Raw genomic sequence first — 22896 nt, 5'->3', positions numbered from 1 at the left:
GTCCGATGATGCTCGGCTCGGCACCCATCGACGAGTACGGAGGGGACACGATGCGGAAGATTGTCGTGCACATGAGCCTGTCACTGGACGGGTTCTTCGAGGGCCCGGGCGGCGACCTCGGCTGGCATCAGGTCGACAACGAGCTGCACGAGCACTTCAACGAGGTGATCGCCCCGATGGGCGGGTTCCTCAACGGGCGGGTCAGCTACGAGCTGATGGCCGCCTTCTGGCCGACCGCCGACCAGGACCCGGCCAGCAGCGGCCCCGTGCGCGAGTACGCCCGCATCTGGCGGGACATGCCGAAAATCGTCTACTCCCGCACCCTCGACCGCGCGGACTGGAACGCCACCGTGGTGCGCGAGGTCGACGTCGAGCAGGTCCGCAAACTCACCGCCGAGCCCGGCGGCGACCTGGCTCTCGGCGGGGCCGACCTGGCCGCCACGTTCGCCCGGCACGACCTGATCGACGAGTACCGCATCTACGTCCATCCCGTGTTGCTCGGCCGGGGCCGCCGGCTCTTCCCCGACGCCAACGCCCCGACCGGCCTGCGGCTGGTGGAGAGCCGGACGTTCGGCAACGGCGTCGTCCTGCTGCGCCACGAACGGGCCCGCTGACCCACGTCGCCCGGACGGTTCCGCACGTGCCAACCGCCCTGGGAGGGTGTACTCATGGCCACCTTCGCCGCGCCCGACGGCACCACACTCGCGTACCGGATCATCGGCGGGGGTGACCCGCTGGTCTGCCTGCCGGGCGGGCCGATGCGAGACTCGGCGTACCTCGGTGATCTCGGCGGTCTGGGCGCGTACCGGACGCTGGTCGTCCCCGATCTGCGGGGCACCGGTCGGTCGGCCGCGCCGGCCGACGTCTCCACCTACCGTTGCGACCGCCTGGTCGACGACGTGGAGGCACTGCGCCGGCACCTGGGCCTCGATCGCCTGGACCTGCTCGGGCACTCCGCCGGAGCGAACGTGGCGTTGCGGTACGCGACCCGGCACCCCGAGCGGGTCGGCCGGCTCGCGCTGATCACACCAAGCACCCGGGCTGTCGGGCTGGAGGCGACCGCCACGCTGCGCCGGGAGGTCACCCGGGTCCGATCCGGCGAGCCGTGGTATCCGGCGGCAGCAGCCGCGTTGGACTCGATGGTGTCCGGTCGGGCGACCCCGGACGCCTGGCAGGAGATCGCGCCGTTCTTCTACGGCCGGTGGGACGCGGCCGCCCGCGCGCACCAGGCGGCGGAGCCGGGCCAGCGCAACCAGGAGGCGGCTCGGGTCTTCGGCGCCGAGGGCGCCTTCGATCCGCCGGCGACCCGCGCCGCGCTCGCCGCACACCGGGGTCCGGTGCTGGTGCTCGCCGGTGAGGTCGACCTCGGCGCCCCGCCGGGCCTGGTCGCCCAACTCGCGGAGCTGGCACCGGGCGCCGAGTTGGTCGTGCAGCCGGGCGCGGGGCACTACCCGTGGCTCGATGACGCCGACCGGTTCACCGCCACGGTCTCGACGTTCCTGGGCCGCCCGCCGCTGGTGTTGGCTTGAGTCTCCAGCAGGGGGAGACAGCAGGGTGGGGGCATGAACGGGGAGACGCGTTACACGATCGGCGAACTGGCCCGGCGGACCGGCCTCAGCGTCAAGACCATCCGGTACTACGCCGACCGGGGAATCGTGCCGCCCACCGACCGGAGTCCGGCCGGCTACCGCCGCTACGGCCCGGACGCGGTCGCCCGGCTGGAGCTGGTCCGGACGCTGCGCGACCTCGGCGTGGACCTCGCCGCCATCCGGCGGGTGGTCGACCGCGAGGTGCCGTTGGCAGAGGTGGCCGCCGCGCACGCCGAGGCGGTGGCGGTGCAGATCCGCGTCCTGCGGTTGCGCCAGGCGGTGCTCACCATGGTGAGCCGGCGCGGCGGAGGAGCCGAGGAGCTGGAGCTGTTCCACACCCTGTCCCGGCTCTCCGGGCAGGAGCGTCATCGGCTGGTCGCCGACTTCCTCGACGCGGTCTTCGACGGCCTGGCCACCGCGCCGGCGTACCCGGGGGTCATGCGGTCGCTGACCCCGGAACTGCCCGACGATCCCCGCACCGAGCAGGTGCAGGCGTGGGTGGAGCTGGCCGAGCTGGCCCAGGACCCGGGGTTCCGGGCCAGCATGCGACGTCTGGTGCGGGAGTACGCCGCCGACCACGACGTCCCGGGGCTGCCCCGCCCGGACGCCGTCGCGGTGGTGCGGGACGCGGTGGCCCCCGCCCTGGCTGCCGGGCTCGATCCGGCCGCACCCGAGGCCGACCCGGTGGTCAGGGCCGTCACCGCCCGCTACGCGGACCTGACCGCCAGCCCGGACGACGCCGACCTGCGGCAGCGGCTGCTGGACCGGCTGGACGCCGCGAACGACCCCCGCCGGGACCGGTACCTCGACCTGCTCGCGATGATCAACGGCTGGTCGACGGGCGGGGCGGTGGCACCGGCGCTGGACTGGTTCACCCGTGCCCTGCGCGTCAGCCGAACCAGGTGATCGCCTGGCCGTGGCCCCGGGTCCAGGCCAGCGGCGTGCCGTCCAACGCGAGGACGTTGTAGAGCCCCTCCTGCGGCGACTCCGGCAGCCCCTCGTACGGCAGCACCTCCGGGGCCTCGTTGGCGACCCAGTGTCCGGGCAGGCCACGGACCAGCCGGACGAACTCCTCCCGGCGTGGCCCGGGCACCTGGTAGAGCACGGAGGTGTGGAACACCACGAGCGTCGCGCCGGCCGGCGCCCGCGCGGCCAGCGCCGGCAGGTCGTCCACCAGATCACCGCGCACCAGCAGCGGCGGATCGGCCGCCGCGATCGCCGCCGCGGCCCGCAGCCGGGCCCGCCGGTGGTCGTGCTCCGGCCAGATCAGCGCGTCCAACCAGGACACGTCGTCGGGGTCGGTCACGTCGAGTGGGTTGAGGTCGAGGCCGGCCCGCCACACCACCTGGGGTACGCGTGCCGGCGGCACCAACCCGCTGGCCGCGCACTCCAGGACCGGCTCCCCGGAGCCGACCCGGTGCTCGCCGTAGCGGTAGCCGTACCGGTCGGGGTAGAGGCAGAGCCCGGCGGAGGCGCCGACCTCCAGCAGGGCGAGCGGCTGCGGCAGCGCGGCGAGCACCGGCAGCAGGACCGCGCACCGCCCGGCCTCGTTCGTCTGGGTGGCCCGGACACGCACCTGCGCCTCGATGGCCGGCCAGTTCGCCACCGCGTAGTCGTGGAACGCGGCCGGGTCCTCGACCGGGCCGCCCAGCCACCGGACGACACCGAAGAGCAGGTTCGGCTGCCGCTTGACCGGCGGGAGCCCGTCGAGCAGGGCGAGCAGTTCGTCGTCGCGCGAAACCGCCAGGGACAGCCGCTCGTACGCGGGTGAGATCCCGCGCACCTCGCGGCCGGCAAATCTGGAGTACGCCTCAGCCGTCGTCATGCCCTGATCGTCGCAGCCATTACCCGCCGGTTCAGCCCCCGTCTCCGGCCGCCGGGGCCGCGACTTCCGGGCCGGCCTTCCGGGAGGCGGTGCGCGCACGGGGAGCATTTACCCCGGTGAGCCGTATACCTCAGAGTCATGAATATGCCTCTGAGGTATACGCGGCTCGCGGCACATGTCCATCGTCCAGGCTCAGCACGGGCCGAAACGCCGCTGCCCCGACCTCCCATGAGGAGGCCGGGGCAGGCGTGCTTCTCGTACGTCAGCTGCAGCCGCTGGTGGAGCCGCAGCCCTCGCAGACGTAGCAGCTACCGGCCGGGCGCATCTTCGTACCGCAGGTGAAGCAGAGCGGCGCGTCGGCGGCCTTGCCGATCACGGCCTCCAGCAGTTCGGTGCTGGAACCCACGTTCGGGGCCGGCTTGGCGGCGGCCACCTCGGCCACCTCCTGCGCCGGCTGGGCGACGGCCTCCGGCTTGGCCGGGGCCTCCACCGGCGCCGAGGACGCCATCGCGGTGAGCTCCGCACCGGTCACGGCGGCGGCCTCCGCGTCGGCCTCGGCCCGCAGCTGGGCGGCCCGCTCGCTGGCGGTGAAGATGCCCAGCTCGGCGCGGCGCTCGTACGGCAGGAAGTCCAGTGCCAGGCGACGGAAGATGTAGTCCATCACCGAGGCCGCCATGCGCACGTCCGGGTCGTCGGTCATCCCGGCCGGCTCGAAGCGCATGTTGGTGAACTTGCTGACGAACGTCTCCAGCGGCACCCCGTACTGCAGACCGATGCTGATGGCCACCGAGAAGGCGTCCATCACACCGGCCAGGGTGGAGCCCTGCTTGGACATCTTGAGGAAGACCTCGCCGAGGCCGTCGTCCGGGTAGGACGACGCGGTGAGGTAGCCCTCGGCGCCGCCGACGGAGAAGGAGACCGTCTCGGACGGGCGCTTCTTCGGCAGACGATTGCGCACCGGCCGGTACTCGACGACCTTCTCGACGACCGGCGCGGCCTCGACGGCGGCCGGCTCGGTGGCCTTGTTGGACTTGGCCACCGAGAGCGGCTGGCCGACCTTGCAGTTGTCCCGGTAGATCGCCAGCGCCTTGAGGCCGAGCTTCCAGCCCTCGAAGTAGATCTTCTCGACGTCCTCGACGGTGGCCGCCTCCGGCATGTTGACCGTCTTGGAGATGGCGCCGGAGACGAACGGCTGGATGGCCGCCATCATCCGCACGTGGCCCATCGGGGCGATCGACCGCTCACCCATCGCGCAGTCGAAGACCGGATAGTGCTCCGGCTTGAGGCCCGGGGCGTCCACCACGTGGCCGTGGTCGGCGATGTGCTCGACGATCGCCTCGACCTGCTCCTCGGGGTAGCCGAGGCTGCGCAGGGCACGCGGGACCGTCTGGTTGACGATCTGCATCGAGCCGCCGCCGACCAGCTTCTTGAACTTGACCAGCGCCAGGTCCGGCTCCACGCCGGTCGTGTCGCAGTCCATCATGAAGCCGATGGTGCCGGTCGGCGCGAGGACGCTGGCCTGCGAGTTGCGCCAGCCGAACTTGTCGCCGATCTTGTTGCCCTGGGTCCACTGCCGGGTCGCCTCGCGGACGATCGCGGTGGCCACCGGGCTGGTCGGCTTGATCTCGTCGTTGGCCGCCGCGTGCTTGCGCATGACCCGCTTGTGCGGCTCCGCGTTGCGGGCGTAGCCGTCGTACGGGCCGACCACGCCGGCCAGCTCGGCCGAGCGGCGGTAGGCGGTGCCGGTCATCAGGGACGTGATCGCCGCGGCGACCGAGCGGCCCTGCTCCGAGTCGTACGGCAGGCCGGTGGCCATCAGCAGGGCGCCGAGGTTGGCGTAGCCGATGCCGAGCTGCCGGTAGGCGCGGGAGGTCTCACCGATCTTCTCGGTCGGGAAGTCGGCGAAGGAGATCGAGATGTCCATCGCGGTGATGACGAACTCGACGGACTTGACGAACTTCTCCACCTCGAAGCCACCGTCGGCGCGGAGGAACTTCATCAGGTTGAGCGAGGCCAGGTTGCACGAGGAGTTGTCCAGGTGCAGGTACTCCGAGCACGGGTTCGACGCGGTGATCCGGCCGGTCTCCGGGCAGGTGTGCCAGTCGTTGATGGTGTCGTCGTACTGCAGGCCCGGGTCGGCGCACTCCCAGGCGGCCTGGGAGATGGAGCGGAACAGCTTCTTGGCGTCGACGGTCTCGATCACCGAGCCGTCCAGCCGGCCGCGCAGGTCGAAGCCGCCGCCGTTCTCCACCGCCGTCATGAACTCGTCGGAGACGCGGACCGAGTTGTTGGCGTTCTGGTACTGCACGCTGACGATGTCGGAGCCGCCGAGGTCCATGTCGAACCCGGCGTCGCGCAGCGCACGGATCTTGTCCTCCTCGCGCGCCTTGGTGACCACGAACTCCTGGATGTCCGGGTGGTCCACGTCGAGGATGACCATCTTGGCCGCCCGCCGGGTCGCGCCGCCGGACTTGATGGTGCCGGCCGAGGCGTCCGCGCCGCGCATGAAGCTGACCGGGCCGGAGGCGTTGCCGCCGGAGGAGAGCAGCTCACGGGACGAGCGGATCCGCGACAGGTTGACCCCGGAGCCGGAGCCGCCCTTGAAGATCAGCCCCTCCTCCTTGTACCAGTCCAGGATCGAGTCCATCGAGTCGTCGACGGCCAGGATGAAGCAGGCGCTGACCTGCTGCGGCGACGGCGTGCCGACGTTGAACCAGACCGGCGAGTTGAAGCTGAACACCTGGTGCAGCAGCATCCAGGTCAGCTCGTGCCCGAAGATCTCGGCGTCGGCCGGGCTGGCGAAGTAGCCGTACTCCTCACCGGCGGTGCGGTAGGTGCTGACGACCCGGTCGATCAGCTGCCGGAGCGACCACTCCCGCTCCGGGGTCCCCACCGCGCCCCGGAAGTACTTGGTGGTCACGATGTTCGCGGCGTTGACGCTCCACGACTCCGGGAACTCCACCCCGCGCTGCTCGAAGTTGATCGAGCCGTCCCGCCAGTTCGTCATCACGACGTCGCGGCGCTCCCAGGTGACCTCGTCGTACGGGTGGACCCCCTCGGTCGTCCACACCCGCTCGATCTTCAGCCCTGCGCTCGCGCTGGCCTTGCTCCGTGACCTGCTTGTCGTCACACCATCCCCCGACATCTCATCCGCCCCCTCGTCCACGCGGCCACCCGCCGCGCTTCCACCTGTCAGCAACACACAATTCAGTTGGTACGGCCGGCGGTCCCCGCCGCCCCGGCCTCCGCCACGCCCTCCCGGGCGCGGGCGGCGGCCCGCAGTGTCTCGATCTCCTGCTCGAAGTCGGCGAGCGAGTCGAAGGACCGGTAGACGCTGGCGAACCGCAGGTACGCCACCTCGTCCAGGTCCCGCAGGGGGCCCAGGATCGCCAGCCCCACGTCGTGGCTGGGGATCTCGGCCGCGCCCTTGGCCCGCACCGTCTCCTCGACCTTCTGGGCCAGCAGCGCGATCGAGTCCTCGTCGACCGGCCGGCCCTGGCACGCCTTGCGCACCCCGCCGATGATCTTCGTGCGGCTGAACGGCTCGGTCACCCCGCTGCGCTTGACGACCGCGAGGACCGCCTCCTCGACGGTGGTGAACCGCTTGCCGCACTCCGGGCAGGACCGTCGCCGCCGGATGAGCTGACCGTCGTCGGCTTCCCGCGAGTCGACCACCCGGGAGTCGGCGTGCCGGCAGTACGGACACCGCATCGCCTACCTCCTAATCATGATCAACCACGGTCGCGCCGGGCACTCCCGGGCACGGCTCGCCACGACGGTGCCATCTGCGATGGCGCCCGCCGTGGTCGACGTTACGAGAGTGCGGTCGGTAGTCGGACCCAACCTGTAGGCAACTTACGCCCGTGTCACTACTACATCTAGGGGTTGACCGTATGTCGCTGGCGAACCCGGGTCAAGTTGGCGGGCGTGTCCGGCGCGTCACGGACCATCCGGTCATCCGCACCCACCGCTCCGCCGGAAGGCCCAACGCCGGGAGCCTGCCCGGGTTACCGGCCGGCGGGCCCGAATGGCCCGGAAAACGACCGAGGATCGAACACGCGTGCTATCCGACGTACCATTTATCAGAACATCCGTACGACAGGAGTGGTTTTTCACCCCGACACGCCGGCAAGAGGTCGTACAGATGTTTGAAAATGACCGATCTCACCTATACGGTCAGGAACAACCGGGCGCGGTGGATCTTCGCCACACCCGGCGACGCACCACCCTCAGCACCGTCGTGGCACCACCGCACGCACCACGAGCCGACGAGGCACCCAGCGCCGACCAGGGAGGACGGACGTGACCGAGGACCGGGCCAGCCGGCCGAAGAGCCCGCAGCAGATCACCGAGGCGGGCCCGCCGGCCACCCGACGCCGCAGCGCCGCGCGCAGCCGGACGGGTCAGCCCGCCGTGCGCCCGGTCACTCCGGTGGTCAGCACCTTCCCCGACCCGGCGACGGTCGATCTGACCGCCCGCCAGCGCCGCATCCTGGAGTTCATCCGCACCTGGGTGGAGCGCCACGGCTACCCGCCGAGCGTCCGGGAGATCGGCGAGGCGGTCGGCCTGGTGTCGCCGTCCAGCGTCGCCTACCAGCTCAAAGAGCTGGAGAAGAAGGGCTTCCTGCGCCGCGACCCCAACCGGCCGCGCGCGGTGGACGTCCGCGCCCCGAGCGAGGCCATCGACGACGAGCTGTCCCGCGCGCAACGGCCGACCCCGGCGTACGTGCCGATGCTCGGCCGGATCGCCGCCGGTGGGCCGATCCTCGCCGAGCAGGCCGTGGAGGACATCTTCCCGCTCCCCCGCGAGCTGGTGGGCGAGGGCGAGGTCTTCATGCTCCAGGTCAAGGGCGACTCGATGCTCGACGCGGCGATCTGCGACGGCGACTGGGTGGTCGTGCGGCAGCAGCCCACCGCCGACTCGGGCGAGATCGTGGCCGCCATGCTCGACGGCGAGGCGACGGTCAAGACCTACCGGCGGCGCGACGGGCATGTCTGGCTGATGCCACAGAACCCAGCCTTCGACCCGATCCCCGGTGACGACGCCACCATCATGGGCCGGGTCGTGGCGGTGCTGCGCCGCATCTGACCGGTGGGCGGGTGAGCGCCCACGGCACTCACCCACACCCGCCCGACGGCGGTCCGATCGTCCGGCGCGTTACGGTCCCCGGTCCCGGGGACGTCAGTAGCGGTCACCCCGGTGGCCACGACCGCCCCCGGGATACTGCCCGTACGGGTCGACGGGCGCGTCCTCGTCACGCCGGCGGCCGGGCCGCTGACCCCGGTAGTCCGGCTCGGGCCCACCACGCCGGGGCGGCTCCGCCCGACCGCCGCCGGGCTGGCCACCGCCGCCGTACACACCGGCGCCGGGACGACCGCCAGCCGGAGGACGACCGCCACCACCTGCCGGCCGGCCGCCACCCGCCGGGGGACGACCGCCGCCGTAGACGCCACCGCCGGCTCCGCCGCCACCCGCCGGCCCTGGGCCGTAGCCACCGCCGGCTGCCGCCGGACGGCCACCGCCGTACACCGCGCCGCCCGCCGGGGCGGGACCGCCACGGCCCGCGCCGCCGCCGTAGACGGCCCCACCGGCCGGAGCGCCGCCGCCGTAGACGCCACCCGGACGGTCACCGGCCGGGAACCCGTCGTCGGCACGGCCGCCGCGCGGGCCGAGAGGATCGTCGTCCGGGTCGGAGAGGTCGGACCCGTCGGCGGTCTGCGGTCGGCCACGGGCCCGGACGATGCCGATGATCCCGGCGGCGACCAGCAGCAGGCCGATCACGCCCACCGCGCCGACCAGGTAGGTGATGTCGTCGAAGCTCAGCCCGTCGAACCAGGACTGCGAGGCGGCGGCCTTGGGGGCACCCGCGTCGTCCGCCAGCGGTTGCGCGGTGGAGGTGGACGGCGTGTAGCTCAGGATGTCCACCGGGTCATCCTCACTGAACTGGCCGCCGTCGGAGACGGTAACGAAGGTCTTGCCGTCCGTGGTGTAGCTGATGGCCTCACCGAACGGGTCCTTGAGTGGCGTCACCCGGGGCTTGCCGGTGGTGAGCGCACCGACGATGTCGCCGCCGGCCACGTCGAACTCGAAGGCGTCCGCGTAGGTGCGCAGGACCACCCGGGCGCCGTCCGGTGAACGCGCCGCTCCGGTGATCGCGACCCGGCCGAACGTGTTGAGGGGGTTTTCCGTCTCCGTCCGGGGCAGCGCGATGTCGCCGACCTTGCGCATCGGCACCGGGTCGGTGTCGCCGTTCTTCAGCGCGGCCGCCGGGGTGTAGATCTCGGCCTTTCCGCTGGTCACCTTCGTGATGATCAGCGGCTTGCCGTCGTTGCCGATGAGCAGCGCCTCGGCGTCGTGCGGCTTGCCCTCCGGGTAGGAGAGCCGGTGCAGCACCGGCTGCTTGCTGCCGGTGACCGGCATCGACCAGAGCGCGACCCGCTTACGGCGTTCCTTGGAGGTGGCGTTGTCGCCGGTGTCCGCGATCCAGAGGGTCGCGCCGTTCGGCGAGAGAGCGAGGTCCTCGGTGTCGAACGGGCCCTGCCCCGAGTACTGCACCGGGTCCTTGGAGATCTTGCACTTGCTGTCCAGAAAGAAGACACGCTTGCGTGCCGGGATCTCGGTGCCGTCGTTGATGACGATGTAGCCACTCTTGGTCGCCACCAGCCCGGACAGCTCCCGCAGGCGCTCGTCGACGATCGTGCACCGCTTCTTGCCGGAAGTTGCGGCGGGTGCTTCAGAGGACGCGGGGGCGGGAGCGGCGACAGCGACTCCGGCGAGCGCCACGGTTGCCCCGAGCAGGCCGAGGGCAACCGTGACCGAGGAAACAACGCGGCGCATTCGGCCAGTGTCGCATGCCACGCGTTTCCGATGGATGACGCCGGGGCGGCTCAGCGCCGGCTGACGGCCGCCTGACCCTGCCGCTCGACGTCGAACGGCGCCAACTCGGCGGCGAGCGCCGTACTGACCCGGACGTGCAGCAGGGTGCCTTCCGGCAGGTGCGACGTGCTGAGCACCTCGCCGGTGCGGTGCACCCGTGCCACCAGGTCACCCCGTTCGTACGGCAGGACGGCCCGGACCTCCACGGCCGGCCGGGGCAGACGCTCCTCGATCGCCTCGCGCAGCCCGTCGATGCCCCGCCCGGTGTGGGCGGAGACGAAGATCGCGTCCGGCCAGAGCCGCTTGAGCCGCAGCAGCGTGTCCTCGTCGGCCGTGTCGGTCTTGTTGACCACCAGCAGCTCGGGGAGCCGGTCCGCGCCGACCTCGGCGAGCACCTCGTGGACCGCCCGCACCTGCTCCTCCGGATCCGGGTGGGTGCCGTCGACGACGTGCACCACCAGATCCGCCTCGGCGACCTCCTCGAGCGTCGAGCGGAACGCCTCGACGATCTGGTGCGGAAGGTGCCGGACGAAGCCGACCGTGTCCGAGAGGGTGTAGAGGCGCCCGTCGCTGGCGGTGGCCTTACGGGTGGTCGGGTCCAACGTCGCGAAGAGCGCGTTCTCCACCAGAACGCCCGCGCCGGTCAGCCGGTTGAGCAGGCTGGACTTGCCGGCGTTGGTGTAGCCGGCGATGGCCACCGCGGGAACGGCGTTACGGGAACGCCGGGCGCGCTTGGTCACCCGTACCGTCTTCATGCTCTTGATCTCGCGGCGCAGCCGGGAGATGCGGTGACGGATGCGCCGCCGGTCGGTCTCCAGCTTGGTCTCACCGGGACCACGCACACCCACGCCGCCACCGGCGCCACCGCCGCGACCGCTACCACCGGTCTGCCGGGAGAGCGTCTCGCCCCAACCACGCAGCCGGGGCAGGAGGTATTCCAGCTGGGCCAGCTCGACCTGAGCCTTACCTTCCTTGCTCTTGGCGTGCTGGGCGAAGATGTCGAGGATCAGCGCCGTCCGGTCGACGACCTTGACCTTGGTGCGCTGCTCCAGGTTGCGCAGCTGCGACGGCGACAGCTCACCGTCACAGATCACCGTGTCGGCGCCGGTGGAGAGCACCACCGCGCCGAGGTCGTCGACCTTGCCGCGGCCGATGTAGGTCGCCGGGTCGGGCCGCGTACGGCGCTGGATCAGCCCCTCGAGCACCTGCGAGCCGGCGGTCTCGGCGAGCGCGGCCAGCTCGGTGAGGGAATTCTCCGCGTCGGTCACCGTGCCCTCGGTCCAGACGCCCACCAGGACGACCCGCTCCAGCCGCAGCTGCCGGTATTCCACCTCGGTGACGTCGGTGAGCTCGGTGGAGAGGCCCGGTACGCGTCGGAGCGACTGCCGCTCCGACAGGTCCATCTCGCCCGTGGTGACGTCGTCGAGCTCGTCCTCGACGGGGACAAAGCTCTCCTGGTCTCGCAAGCGGTTCTCCTGTCCGTTTTGATAAGTAGAACGCAATCCTGACATGTTGCAACGCCGAACGCACCTGCTATATGCCCGTGCCGAAGGTCGCCAAAAGCGGGGCCGAATACCGGTCGACCTCGACAACCCGGTAGAAATGCTGGGCGGCGGCCGAGCGGCCGCACAGCCGTTACGGAGGGACCCCGTGGCCATCACCCGACTGCCGAGCGCCGGATTCTCGATCACCATTCGGATCGCCGTGACCGCGGACGCCTCCTCGATCGGCCGGCTCACCACCTCGGTCGGCGAAGCTGGAGCGATCGTCACCGCGCTGGACGTGGTGGACTCCGACCCGACCCACGTGATCGTCGACCTGACCTGCGACACCGCCGACGCCGGCCACGCCGACCAGGTGGTCGACGCGCTGACCGCGCTGGACGGCGTGGACGTGCGCAAGGTGTCGGACCGGACGTTCCTGCTGCACCTCGGCGGCAAGATCGAGGTGACCTCGAAGGTCGCGCTGCGCAACCGCGACGAGCTGTCCCGGGCGTACACCCCGGGGGTGGCCCGGGTCTGCATGGCGATCGCCGAGAACCCGGCGGACGCCCGCCGGCTGACCATCAAGCGCAACACCGTCGCCGTGGTCAGCGACGGCTCGGCGGTGCTCGGCCTGGGCAACCTGGGACCGGCCGCGTCGCTGCCGGTGATGGAGGGCAAGGCGGCGCTGTTCAAGCGCTTCGGCGGGGTGGACGCGTGGCCGGTGGTCCTCGACACCCAGGACACCGACGAGATCGTGGCCATCGTCAAGGCGATCGCGCCGGCGTACGGCGGGATCAACCTGGAGGACATCGCCGCGCCGCGCTGCTTCGAGATCGAGGCCCGGCTGCGTGAGCTGCTGGACATCCCGGTCTTCCACGACGACCAGCACGGCACGGCGATCTGCGTGCTGGCCGCGCTCACCAACGCGCTGCGGGTCGTGGGCAAGCAGCTCGCGGACGTCCGGGTGGTGGTCTCCGGTGCCGGCGCGGCCGGCACGGCGATCATGAAGCTGCTGCTGCGCCAGGGCGTCGGCGACATCATCGCGTACGACCGGCAGGGCGCCCTGCACCGTGGGCTGACCGGCCTCAACCCGGCCTGGCAGTGGCTCGCGGACAACACCAACAAGGAGAACTACGCCGGCGACCTGCCGGGCGCGATCCGGGGCGCGGACGTCTTCATCGGCGTCAGCGCGCCGAATCTGCTCACCGGGGACGACATCGCCCAGATGGCCAAGGACTCGATCGTCTTCGCGCTGGCCAACCCGGACCCGGAGGTCGACCCGCGGGAGGCGCGCAAGCACGCCGCCGTGGTGGCCACCGGCCGCTCGGACCAGCCGAACCAGATCAACAACGTGCTGGCCTTCCCCGGGGTGTTCCGGGGCATGCTGGACGCGCACGCCGAGGAGTTCACCGAGGAGATGGCGATCGCCGCCGCCCGGGCCATCGCCGACGTGGTCGGCGAGGAGAAGATCAATCCGACGGTGATCGTGCCCAGCGTCTTCGACTCGCGGGTCGCCCCGGCGGTCGCCGCCGCCGTGCGCGCCGCCGCCCAGAACCCCAGCCCGCGGCCGGCCGCCGACCCCGGCCCCGCCGACCTCCCCGAGATCGCCGCCAACGCCAGCGCCACCCCCTGACCGACCCCGGGCCCCGCGCCGTTGATCAAGAGGTCTGCGTCAGGATTGCCGACCAGGCCGACGCGGACCTCTTGATCAAGAGGCTCCGGGTGGGTGGGTGGCCCTCGGGGCTCCCGCGCTCACGCTGTTCAGGTCGCGGTCGGCCGGGCCGGGCTGCCGGCCGGCGGACGGGACCGACGTGGTGCGGATCCGCGCACCGAGGATGCGCAGGGTCCTGCGTACCTCGTCGAGGTCGCCCGGTCGCGGCAGGCGCATGTGTGACATGCGGTTCCGGACGGGCACGACCCGCTCCGAGAACTGTCGCCACTCCCGGCTCGAGATCCCGCCGAGCCGGACGTGCTGTGCGGTCTCGGCGGCCAGCGCGAACAACTGGTCGAGCACCAGCCAGTCGAGTGGTGAGTGCAGGTCCGCGACGCTGCCGACGTCGCTCTGCGTCTCCGCGCGGGCCAACGCCACGACCTTCGGCGCGAGCGGGCCCAGGCCGGCCTGCCGCCAGCCCTCCCCGTACCGGGCCTCCAACCCCTGCGACACGACCGACCGGACCGTCCGTTCCAACTCGAACAGGCTGGTCGCGATCTTCTGCCACGCGCTCGGGGGCTGCAACACGGCCCGCAACGCCTGCGAGAGGGCGAGCCGCGCGGTGTCCCGCCAGGACGGGTGGAAGAGGCGGACCAGCTCCGTGGAGTCGTCGATGGTGGCGAGCCCCGCGTCCTCCAGCGCGGCGATCCAGTGGTCACGCAGGTCCATCTGCGGCACGTCGACCACACCGCACTCGAGCACGAGGTGTTCCAGCAGCGCGAGGATCTCCGGGCCCAGCTCCGCGAACGCCTCCCGCAGCGTCGCCAGCAGGAGCGCCTCCGCCTCCCGGCTCTTCTGGTTACCCGAGGCCGTGGACCGGTCGACAAGGGCGTACCCCTCGGCGAGAGCGACGCAGCCCCGCGCCCGCAGGACGATCCGCTCGGCGGTGTCAGACGACAGGGACGGCACGACCCGTCGGAGCAGTGTCGCGGACACGGGCTGCGGGTGGACCTTGGCGGCGTCGGCGATGACGGACGAGCCGACCGGTACGGGGAACATCATCTGCGGCATCGTGGAGACGATGACCACCCGGTTGCCCTCCATGAGCGCCGAGTGCACGGGTGGACGCGCCTGCCTGATCAGATCCTCGAAGTCACTCCTTCTCAGAAGCGCCTCGGGACGCCAGATGACGTACAGGTTCCCGGACTGGCCGACCGGCAGGGCCGAGCGCCACCCGTTCCGCAGCACCTCCGCGCAGTCGACCAGAAGCGCGTCGAAGCCCCGGTCGCGCAGGTCCCCGAGGAGGTCGTCGACGAAGTTCGCGGACCGACGCAGGGCAGCCGCGTGGAAGAACGTGTAGTTGGCCGACGAGATCCTCTCCGCGACGTCGGCGTACCAGCCCGCGGTCACTTCTTCCCCAGAGCCAGGCGACTGAACGCCGTCAACTGGAACCCTCCGCCCTCCTCGGCGATGAGACCGAGGTTGATGAGGTGGTTCATCGCGGCCGGGTACGCCTCCTCCACCTCGTCGCTGCTGAGCACCTCCTCCCGGATGAGGCCGAGCACGTCCGCCTCCTCGGGATAGAAGCGCCGCATGCTGAGCATCATCTGGTGCACCTGCTCGGCGATGCCGCGCCGCCACGGCCGGGCGCACTGGAGCACCAGGTCCTCGGTCACCGTGCGTCCACTCAGATCCTTCGGCAACGCCCCGGCGATCCGGGCGCACAGGGTGCGGTGCAGGAAGACGTGCCCCTCGGTGAGGGAGTAGACGACGTCCAACGCCTCCGGCTTCCACTCCACCGCCATCCGCCGGCCCAACTCCTCGACCAGGTCGCGGGCGGACTCCATGCTCAGCGGCGGCATGAAGAACGGCTTGGCCCAGGCGAACAGCGGATTCTCCCGCCCGTACAGCAGGCCGGCTTCGAGCACCGCACTGGTCAGGCCCGAGATGAGCACGTTGAAGTTGTCGTTCTCCTGCACGAGTGACCGGAGGGCACCCAGCAACTCGGGGACGTGGGGCCGTTGATTGGCGTGCGCCGTCTCCGGACCGACGAACGACTCGATCTCGTCGAACGCGATGACGAATTGCACGTCCGCGGAACTCTTGTCGCCCAGGGTGGCCTGCAACGCGCGCCGGAACTCGCCGAACTCCGGTTCCTTCGGCAAATGGCGCAGTTCGTGCGTGCGTAGCCCGTGCTCGCGCAGCCTCGGAAGGAGACTGGTCGTCAGATCGGCGAGCAGGCTGGGCACGTGTCGCTCCGGCTCGGTGGGCAGGTCTTCGAGATCCCGGAGAATGAAAATCCGCTTGGTCGAGTTGGCCGATTCGAAGCGCCGGCCGAGTTCCTTCACCAGCGACGTCTTGCCCGTCTTCCGCAGACCGAAGACACCGCAGACCCGGCCCCGTCGAAGCTCCTCGGCCAGGCTGATCAACAGATCCTTGCGGCCGAAGAAGTCCCGACCCGTCACCGGGAGCGTCTCCTCGTACAGGTTCCGGGCGGCGAGACGGTCGGTGAGGGCGGCGAGAAGCCGGGAGGCGGCCTCGGCGGGCGTCACCCCGGCCAGCGGCAGGCCGACGACGGCGAACGGCTCCCGTACGGTCCAGTCGTCCAGCTTGCGCTCCGCGAGCGGATCGGGCGCGTAGATCATGAACAGGTCCTGGGTGGGGCGCCGGGGCTGGTCCTCCTGCACCCGCGGGAGCCGCTCGAAGGTGCGTAGCTGCAGGTCGTCGTACGGGCTGTAGTAGACCATCACCTCCCGTGTCAGACCGAACCTCCGTTCGATCACCTCGCCGAACCGGACCAACGCCGTCCAGCACCCACGCTCACTGGGCGCCTTGCGCTCCCGGGCGTCGATGAAGTCGGAGCCGAGCATTTGCAGCGCCTCGCGGTGTAGTGCCGCCACCGGAAAGACTTCCGTCAGCCGTTTGAGATGGCGAAGAAGTCGCGCGTCGCGGGACGTCACCGCCTTGTTCAGGAAAGCGGTGGGATCGAATCCGACCATGACTCCTCCTGCGGCCAGCAGAATGTGACCTTCGATCACATCGCCAGTTCGTCGACCTGAGCCGACGATACCGCCGGGCCGCGTCACGAAAGGAGGACGGAAGTACCGATCACCGCTCTTCCCGTTCGGATCGCTCGGACGAAAGGTCGAGTGACGACGAAGGGACGGCGAAACCGCACCTCCGAAGAGGCCCGTTAGGCGCTGTCAACCCTCATTCGCCGTTGTCCGATAAGCGACACCGAGGGTGCGGTGCAATTCCGGAATACGTTCTCGGATTCGAGCCGAAAAGACGTCAGCCCAGCACCGCGGCGAGATCGACCTCGCCGGTGGCCACCAGGAGGGCCGGGCCGGAGAGCCAGCAGGAGTCCTCGGTGACGGTGACCGTCAGCCGACCGCCGGGAACGTCGACGGCGACCGTGCCGGTGTCCAGGTCGGCGTCGCGCAGCGCCACCGCGGCCACCGCGCAGGCGCCGGTGCCGCAGGAGAGGGTCTCTGCGCTGCCGCGCTCGTACACCCGCATGAGGCTGTGTTCGTCGGCGCCGTCGACCGGCTCGCCCGCCACGATGAACTCCACGTTGACCCCGGCCGGGAAGAGCGCCGGGTCGAAGCCGGGCGCGGTGCTCAGGTCCAGCGCGGACAGCTCCACGCCGGCCGGCAGGACGCAGACCAGATGCGGGTTGCCGAGGTCCACGGCAGTGCCGGGCAGAGTCAACCCGTCGAGCGTGGCGGCGGAGTCGGCGTGCAGCCGTGGGCGCCGCATCTCGATGGCGACGGTGTCCCCCTCGACCCGCGCGCGCACGATGCCGGCCCTCGTGGCCACGGGCAGCGCCGCGCCGGTCGGCGTGGCGAGCCCGGTGTCGATCAGGTAGCGGACGAAGACACGGGCCCCGTTGCCGCACATCTCGGCGAACGAGCCGTCGGCGTTCCAGTAGTCCATGAACCACTCGGCTTCGCCGGCCAGCCCGGCGCCGTCCGGGTGCTTGGCCGCGCGGACCACCCGCAGCACCCCGTCCGCACCGATGCCCTGCCGCCGGTCACAGAGTGCCGCGACCAGCTCCGGAGTCAGGTCGAGCTGACCGTCCGGGTCGGGAAGGAGGACGAAGTCGTTGCGGGTGCCGTGGCCCTTGGTGAACTCCACTCCCCCATCATCGCGCAGCGGCGGGCACCAGACGCAGGGCGGCCTCGATCAGCCCCGGCGACGCCGAATCCAGCCAGTGGATCCGCGGGTCACGCCGGAACCAGGACCGCTGCCGGCGGACGAACCGCCGGGTCGCCCGGACCGTCTCGTCGCGCGCCTGCGCCTCGGTCAGCTCACCGGTGAGCAGGCGCAACACCTGCTGGTAGCCGAGCGCACGGCTCGCCGTGCGCCCCTCCGGCAACCCCTGCCCCACCAGTTCGCGCGTCTCGGCCACCAGGCCGTCGGCCCACATCCGGTCGACCCGCAGCGCGATCCGCTCGTCCAGCAGCCCCGTGTCCAGGTCGACCCCCACCTGCACGGACTGGTAGTACGGCACCGGCTCGGGCAGCGAGGCCGTGAACGGGGCGCCGGTGAGCTCGATCACCTCCAGGGCCCGGACGATCCGGCGGCCGTTGCCGGGCAGGATGCCCTCGGCGGCGGCCGGGTCGGCGGCGCGCAGCCGCGCGTACAGCGGGGCCGGGCCGACCTCGGCCAGCTCCCGTTCCAGCCGCTCCCGCAGCGCCGGGTCCGTGCCGGGGAAGTCGAAGCGCTCCAGCACCGCCCGCACGTACAGCCCCGAGCCACCCACCAGCAGCGGCACCCGGCCCCGGGACAGGATGTCGTCCACCGCCGCGCGGGCCAACCGCTGGTACTCCGCCACGCTGGCCGGCTCCGTGACGTCCCAGATGTCCAGGAGGTGGTGCGGCACCCCCTCCCGCTCGGCGGGCGTCAGCTTGGCGGTGCCGATGTCGAGACCCCGGTAGAGCTGCATCGAGTCGGCGTTGACCACCTCGCCGTTCAGGGCGTGCGCCAGCGCGATGCTCAACGCCGACTTGCCGGCCGCCGTCGGGCCGACCACCGCGACGACCGTGCCCACCGGGCGACCCTCGTCGCCACTCGCGCCGCCGCCGTGCCTGCTAGTTCGCACGCTCCGCTCGCTCACACCGGCTCCCAGGACGCCACGAAGTAGGCGACACCGTAGGGGGCCCGGTCGTACCGCAGCTCGCCGCGCCACGCGCCGCCGCTCGACCGGACCGCGCCGGCCAGCACCTGCCAGGGCGCCCGGCCGGCGGCCTTCAGCTCCGCCGACAGGCCGGGGTCGAGGTCGAGCAGGGCGTCCATGTCCGCCTCGGCCAGGGCTCTGGCGACCCCCTGGTCGTACGCGAGGGCGCGCGGATCGTCGTACCCCGGGGACTTCTCCCCCCGGCACGCCGACCCGTCCCCGAGCACCAGCAGCGCGATCCGGGCGCTCCCGGCGCCGACCTCGTCGGCGAGCGCGGCCAGCTCGGCGGGGCCGGCGTCGGCGGCCACCTGCACGGCGGCCACCGGCGGGCGTACGCCGTGCCGGGCCAGCAGCCACGCACCGATGGTCAGGCTCAACGGCAGCACCGCGCCCCGGCCGGGCTGGCCGGGGGCCAGCGGCACGTCCAGGTCGACGCCCCAGGGTTGCAGCGAGCCGGTGGCCGGGGCCGGAATCGGGCTGGTCACCGGGCCGGCACCGAGCAGCACCACGGCGTCCGGGTCGGCGGCCAGCAGCCCGCCGACGGCGGTGTCGCACGCCGCGCGCAGGTCGTCCAACTCCGGCGCGGCGGCGCCGGCCACGTCGGGCACGAGCAGGGGCGGATGCGGGCAGACTGCGGCGGCGACCAGGGGCACCCGTTCACCGTAGCGGGAATCCCCGGTGCGTCTCCGCGCTGATCCGGTCAATCGGGCCCTAGGACACCGTATGGTCACGGTCGGCGATAGGCGCTCGACGCGGACCGGGTCGGACCTGTGACAATGCCGGAAGCAACTTGGCTGCGCCGTGGCGGCGACGGGGGACGGTTCCCTCGACGCCGGGAGATCGAGGATGGGCACATGAGCGACTGGACTGCCTTCGGACGGGTGGACGCGGACGGCACCGTGTACGTCAAGACCGCCGAGGGCGAGCGGGTGGTCGGATCCTGGCAGGCGGGAGCACCGGAGGAGGGCCTCGCGCACTTCGCACGCCGCTTCGCCGATCTGGTGACCGAGGTGGACCTGACCGAAGCGCGGCTCAACTCGGGTGCGGCGGACGCCGGGCACTCGCTGAGCACGATCCGACGGATCCGCGCCACGCTGCCCGAGGCCCACGTGGTCGGCGACATCGACGCGCTCGCCGCGCGGCTGGACAAGCTGGCCACCCTCGCCGAGGAGAAGGCCGGCGAGGCGCGCGCGGCACGGGACGCCGCTCGCGGCGAGGCCCTGGCCCGCAAGACCGCGCTGGTGGAGGAGGCCGAGAAGCTCGCCGCCGAATCCACCGGCTGGAAGACCGCCGGGGATCGACTCAAGGAGATCCTCGACGAGTGGAAGACCATCCGCGGGGTCGACAAGAAGGCCGACGGTGAGCTGTGGAAGCGGTTCGCCGCCGCCCGCGACGGCTTCACCCGGCGCCGGGGCGCCCACTTCGCCTCCCTGGACGCGCAGCGCAAGCAGGCGCAGACGGCCAAGGAGGAGCTGGTCGCCGAGGCGGAGAAGCTCAAGGACTCCACCGACTGGGCGGCCACCGCCAACCAGCTCAAGGACCTGATGACCCAGTGGAAGGCCGCCCCGCGCGCCTCCAAGGAGGCCGAGCAGAAGCTCTGGGAACGGTTCCGGGCGGCGCAGGACGCCTTCTTCAGCAGGCGCAGCGAGGTCTTCTCGGCTCGGGACAACGAGCAGCGCGCCAACCTCGAGCGCAAGCAGGCTCTGCTGGCCGAGGCCGAGGCACTGGACATCGACGCCGACCCGAAGGGCGCCCAGGCCAAGCTGCGGGACATCCAGGCCCAGTGGCACGAGGCCGGCCGGGTGCCCCGGGAGGCCGCCGCCGGGCTGGAGCGCCGGCTGCGCGTCATCGACGACAAGGTCCGCGAGGTGATGGACTCGGCGTGGCGCCGCACCACCAAGGAGGACAACCCGCTGCTCGCCCAGATGCGGTCGCAGGTGGCGGAGGCCGAGGACCGGCTGGCCCGGGCGCAGAGCGCCGGGGACGCCCGCCGGATCAAGGAGGCCGAGCAGGCCCTCGCCGCCAAGCGGCAGTTCCTCCAGCTCGCCGAGCAGGCCGGCTGACCTGACCTGACATCGTCCGGAGCCCCCGGTCCCCTGACGGGACCGGGGGCTCCCGCATGTCCGCGCCCCGCGCCCCGCGCCCCGCGCCCCGCGCCAAGATCTACGCAACTTCACGGATGTTGCTGCCTCCGACGCGCGGGAGACAGCAACATCCCTGATCTTGTGGGGATCTTGGCGACGGGCGGTGTGTGCGACCGACCGGGAGCGGATTTCGGCGCCCGCGCCGGTCAAGGTCATGCCCGATCCAGGATGTAGTGGCCACGAGGCGCCCGGATGCCACTACATCCATGTTCGAGCGTGATCATGCGGGTGGACGCGCGGCCCGGGCGGGCGGGCGGCGCGGGCGGCGCGGGCGGCGCGGGCGGGCGGCGCGGGCGGGCGGCGCGGGCGGGCGGCGCGGGCGGGCGGCGCGGGCGGGCGGCGAGCGACGCCCCGTCCCTGCCGTCGGGGGGGTCGGTCACCGTGAGCTTCACCGCCAACGGCACCGCCAGCTCCCCGGGCACGGTGAAACTCAACGGCACCGGCTGCTGAGCCACCGGGACGACCGGCGCCGCCATCGCGGCGCCGGCCGTCCCGGCCCGGAGACACGGTCGACCGGGTGGGGCGCGCCAAACCGTCTCGCGGAGCGGCGGCCAGGTGTCCGAGCGCGACCTCAGTGGGCGGCGCAGCCGCCGGTGGGTGCGGGCGCGACCGCCGGGGCGCCGATGGTGGGCAGGCCGAGCAACACCCCGGGGGTACGCGGGGAGCGGCCCGCCTCGGCGGCGTCCCCGGCGCGGGTCCGGCGGTGCGACAGCGGCGCCCCGTCGGCGTTGAGGTGGTGCGGGGCGGCGTACGTGACGGCGGTGTGCACGATGTCACCGGGCCGGATCGACCCGGCGAAGCTGCCGGCGTCGAAGTGCACCAGCCGGCCGTCGCGGGCCCGGCCGGACATCCGACCGGTCTGCTCGTCCTTGCGACCCTCGCCGACCGCGACCAGCACCTCGACGGTCTCCCCCACCAGGCGCTTGTTCTCCGCCCAGGTGATCTCCTCCACCGTGGCGATGAGCCGCTCGTAGCGCTCCTGCACGACCTGCTTGGGCAGCTGCCCGTCCATCGTCGCCGCCGGGGTGCCGGGGCGCTTGGAGTACTGGAAGGTGAAGGCCGAGGAGAACCGGGCTTCGCGGACCACGTCCAGGGTGCGCTGGAAGTCGGCCTCGGTCTCGCCGGGGAAGCCGACGATGATGTCGGTGGTGATCGCCGCGTCCGGCATCGCCGCCCGGACCTTCTCGATGATCCCCAGGTAGCGGTCGGACCGGTAGGACCGGCGCATCGCCCGGAGCACGTCGTCGGAGCCGGACTGCAACGGCATGTGCAGCGAGTGGCAGACGTTCGGCGTCTCGGCCATCGCGGCGATCACGTCGTCCGTGAAGTCCTTCGGGTGCGGGCTGGTGAACCGGACCCGCTCCAGCCCGTCGATGTCACCGCAGGCGCGCAGCAGCTTGCCGAACGCGTACCGGTCACCGAACTCGACACCGTAGGAGTTGACGTTCTGCCCGAGCAGGGTCACCTCCAGCACGCCCTCGTCGACCAGGGCACGCACCTCGGAGAGGATGTCGCCGGGACGGCGGTCCTTCTCCTTGCCCCGCAGGGCCGGCACGATGCAGAACGTGCACGTGTTGTTGCAGCCCACCGAGATCGACACCCAGCCGGCGTACGTGGACTCGCGCCGGGTGGGCAGCGTGGACGGGAAGACGTCCAGCGACTCGAGGATCTCCACCTCGGCGGCGGCGTTGTGCCGGGCCCGCTCCAGCAGCACCGGCAGTGCACCGATGTTGTGCGTGCCGAAGACCACGTCCACCCAGGGCGCCTTGCGGACGATCTCGCCGCGGTCCTTCTGGGCCAGGCAGCCACCGACCGCGATCTGCATCCCCGGGTGCTTGTCCTTGACCGGGCGCAGGCGACCGAGGTTGCCGTAGAGCCGGTTGTCGGCGTTCTCCCGCACCGCGCAGGTGTTGAAGACGACGATGTCGGGGGTGTCGTCGGCCGGTGCCACGCGCACGTAGCCGGCCTGTTCGAGCAGGCCGGAGATGCGCTCGGAGTCGTGCACGTTCATCTGGCAGCCGTACGTCACGACGTTGTAGGTCCTAGCCACCCTCTTGGTGCCCCTTCCCCTCGGGCTACCAGGGTAGCGGCCCGGTCGGCGGGCCCAGCCGACCGGCATTGACCCGGTGGCCCATGGCGGGGGCCCAC

18 protein-coding genes are annotated in these 22896 nt (G+C 71.8%); 7 read left to right on the top strand and 11 right to left on the bottom strand.

Annotation, left to right across the window (positions count from 1 at the left end; genetic code table 11):
* Positions 1-50 precede the first annotated feature (50 nt).
* Genes AB0K07_RS06875 through AB0K07_RS06865 form a run of 3 tightly spaced genes read left to right on the top strand, consistent with a single transcriptional unit; the run spans position 51 to position 2495 of the window.
* The gene (locus AB0K07_RS06875) at positions 51-614 is read left to right on the top strand and encodes a dihydrofolate reductase family protein (protein ID WP_363751619.1); all 564 of its coding nucleotides are present in this window, start codon (positions 51-53) and stop codon (positions 612-614) included.
* Positions 615-668: 54 nt separating this feature from the next.
* Positions 669-1529 carry an alpha/beta hydrolase gene (locus AB0K07_RS06870; protein ID WP_363751618.1) on the top strand — a complete coding sequence of 287 codons (861 nt, stop codon included), beginning with the start codon at positions 669-671 and terminating at the stop codon, positions 1527-1529.
* Between the two features lie 33 nt (positions 1530-1562).
* Positions 1563-2495 (top strand): MerR family transcriptional regulator, encoded by a 933-nt coding sequence (locus AB0K07_RS06865; protein WP_363751617.1) that lies wholly within the window; start codon positions 1563-1565, stop codon positions 2493-2495.
* Here the strand turns inward: AB0K07_RS06865 and AB0K07_RS06860 are convergent.
* The 3 genes from AB0K07_RS06860 to nrdR all read right to left on the bottom strand — a co-directional run bounded on the left by AB0K07_RS06860 (position 2479) and on the right by nrdR (position 7125).
* Positions 2479-3414, bottom strand: a complete 936-nt coding sequence (locus AB0K07_RS06860) for a DUF2332 domain-containing protein (RefSeq protein WP_363751615.1) — start codon at positions 3412-3414, stop codon at positions 2479-2481. The genes AB0K07_RS06865 and AB0K07_RS06860 overlap by 17 nt on opposite strands.
* Positions 3415-3676: 262 nt before the next feature.
* Entirely contained in the window at positions 3677-6559 is a 2883-nt protein-coding gene (locus AB0K07_RS06855; protein ID WP_363752742.1) for a vitamin B12-dependent ribonucleotide reductase, read from the bottom strand.
* 62 nt (positions 6560-6621) lie between these two features.
* Positions 6622-7125, bottom strand: coding sequence for a transcriptional regulator NrdR (gene nrdR, locus AB0K07_RS06850; RefSeq protein ID WP_363751613.1), 504 nt, complete (start codon positions 7123-7125; stop codon positions 6622-6624).
* A gap of 591 nt (positions 7126-7716) precedes the next feature.
* Between nrdR and lexA the strand changes: the two genes are divergently transcribed.
* Positions 7717-8502 (top strand): transcriptional repressor LexA, encoded by a 786-nt coding sequence (gene lexA / locus AB0K07_RS06845; protein WP_121654997.1) that lies wholly within the window; start codon positions 7717-7719, stop codon positions 8500-8502.
* Between the two features lie 93 nt (positions 8503-8595).
* Here lexA and AB0K07_RS06840 read toward each other — a convergent pair whose 3' ends face one another.
* Both AB0K07_RS06840 and hflX read right to left on the bottom strand, forming a co-directional pair.
* Positions 8596-10251: a hypothetical protein gene (locus tag AB0K07_RS06840; protein ID WP_363751610.1), complete on the bottom strand. Its 1656-nt coding sequence runs from the start codon at positions 10249-10251 to the stop codon at positions 8596-8598.
* Between the two features lie 50 nt (positions 10252-10301).
* Positions 10302-11756 (bottom strand): GTPase HflX, encoded by a 1455-nt coding sequence (gene hflX, locus AB0K07_RS06835; protein WP_363751609.1) that lies wholly within the window; start codon positions 11754-11756, stop codon positions 10302-10304.
* A gap of 136 nt (positions 11757-11892) precedes the next feature.
* On the opposite strand from hflX, the gene AB0K07_RS06830 reads away from it, so the two are divergent.
* Positions 11893-13407 (top strand): NAD-dependent malic enzyme, encoded by a 1515-nt coding sequence (locus AB0K07_RS06830; protein WP_363751607.1) that lies wholly within the window; start codon positions 11893-11895, stop codon positions 13405-13407.
* A gap of 75 nt (positions 13408-13482) precedes the next feature.
* Here the strand turns inward: AB0K07_RS06830 and AB0K07_RS06825 are convergent, their stop codons facing one another.
* The 5 genes from AB0K07_RS06825 to AB0K07_RS06805 all read right to left on the bottom strand — a co-directional run bounded on the left by AB0K07_RS06825 (position 13483) and on the right by AB0K07_RS06805 (position 19257).
* On the bottom strand, positions 13483-14835 hold the full coding sequence (locus AB0K07_RS06825) for a hypothetical protein (protein ID WP_363751606.1): 1353 nt from the start codon (positions 14833-14835) through the stop codon (positions 13483-13485).
* Positions 14832-16424: an ATP-binding protein gene (locus AB0K07_RS06820; RefSeq protein WP_363751604.1), complete on the bottom strand. Its 1593-nt coding sequence runs from the start codon at positions 16422-16424 to the stop codon at positions 14832-14834. Before AB0K07_RS06820 ends, AB0K07_RS06825 begins: the two co-directional genes overlap by 4 nt.
* A 292-nt stretch (positions 16425-16716) precedes the next feature.
* Complete coding sequence (gene dapF / locus AB0K07_RS06815; RefSeq protein WP_363751603.1) at positions 16717-17562, bottom strand: diaminopimelate epimerase; 846 nt, start codon at positions 17560-17562, stop codon at positions 16717-16719.
* Between the two features lie 7 nt (positions 17563-17569).
* Entirely contained in the window at positions 17570-18529 is a 960-nt protein-coding gene (miaA, locus tag AB0K07_RS06810) for a tRNA (adenosine(37)-N6)-dimethylallyltransferase MiaA (protein WP_363752738.1), read from the bottom strand.
* An 11-nt stretch (positions 18530-18540) separates the two neighbouring features.
* Complete coding sequence (locus AB0K07_RS06805) at positions 18541-19257, bottom strand: class III extradiol dioxygenase subunit B-like domain-containing protein (protein ID WP_363751602.1); 717 nt, start codon at positions 19255-19257, stop codon at positions 18541-18543.
* A gap of 201 nt (positions 19258-19458) precedes the next feature.
* On the opposite strand from AB0K07_RS06805, the gene AB0K07_RS06800 reads away from it, so the two are divergent.
* Entirely contained in the window at positions 19459-20667 is a 1209-nt protein-coding gene (locus tag AB0K07_RS06800; protein ID WP_363751601.1) for a DUF349 domain-containing protein, read from the top strand.
* A 273-nt stretch (positions 20668-20940) separates the two neighbouring features.
* Positions 20941-21198: a hypothetical protein gene (locus AB0K07_RS06795; protein WP_363751600.1), complete on the top strand. Its 258-nt coding sequence runs from the start codon at positions 20941-20943 to the stop codon at positions 21196-21198.
* 121 nt (positions 21199-21319) lie between these two features.
* Here the strand turns inward: AB0K07_RS06795 and miaB are convergent, their stop codons facing one another.
* On the bottom strand, positions 21320-22798 hold the full coding sequence (gene miaB, locus AB0K07_RS06790; protein WP_363751598.1) for a tRNA (N6-isopentenyl adenosine(37)-C2)-methylthiotransferase MiaB: 1479 nt from the start codon (positions 22796-22798) through the stop codon (positions 21320-21322).
* Positions 22799-22896: the final 98 nt, after the last annotated feature.

The sequence above is a fragment of the Micromonospora sp. NPDC049301 genome (assembly GCF_040678715.1).
Classification (GTDB): domain Bacteria; phylum Actinomycetota; class Actinomycetes; order Mycobacteriales; family Micromonosporaceae; genus Micromonospora.
This window is presented reverse-complemented; position numbering and strand designations above follow the sequence as displayed.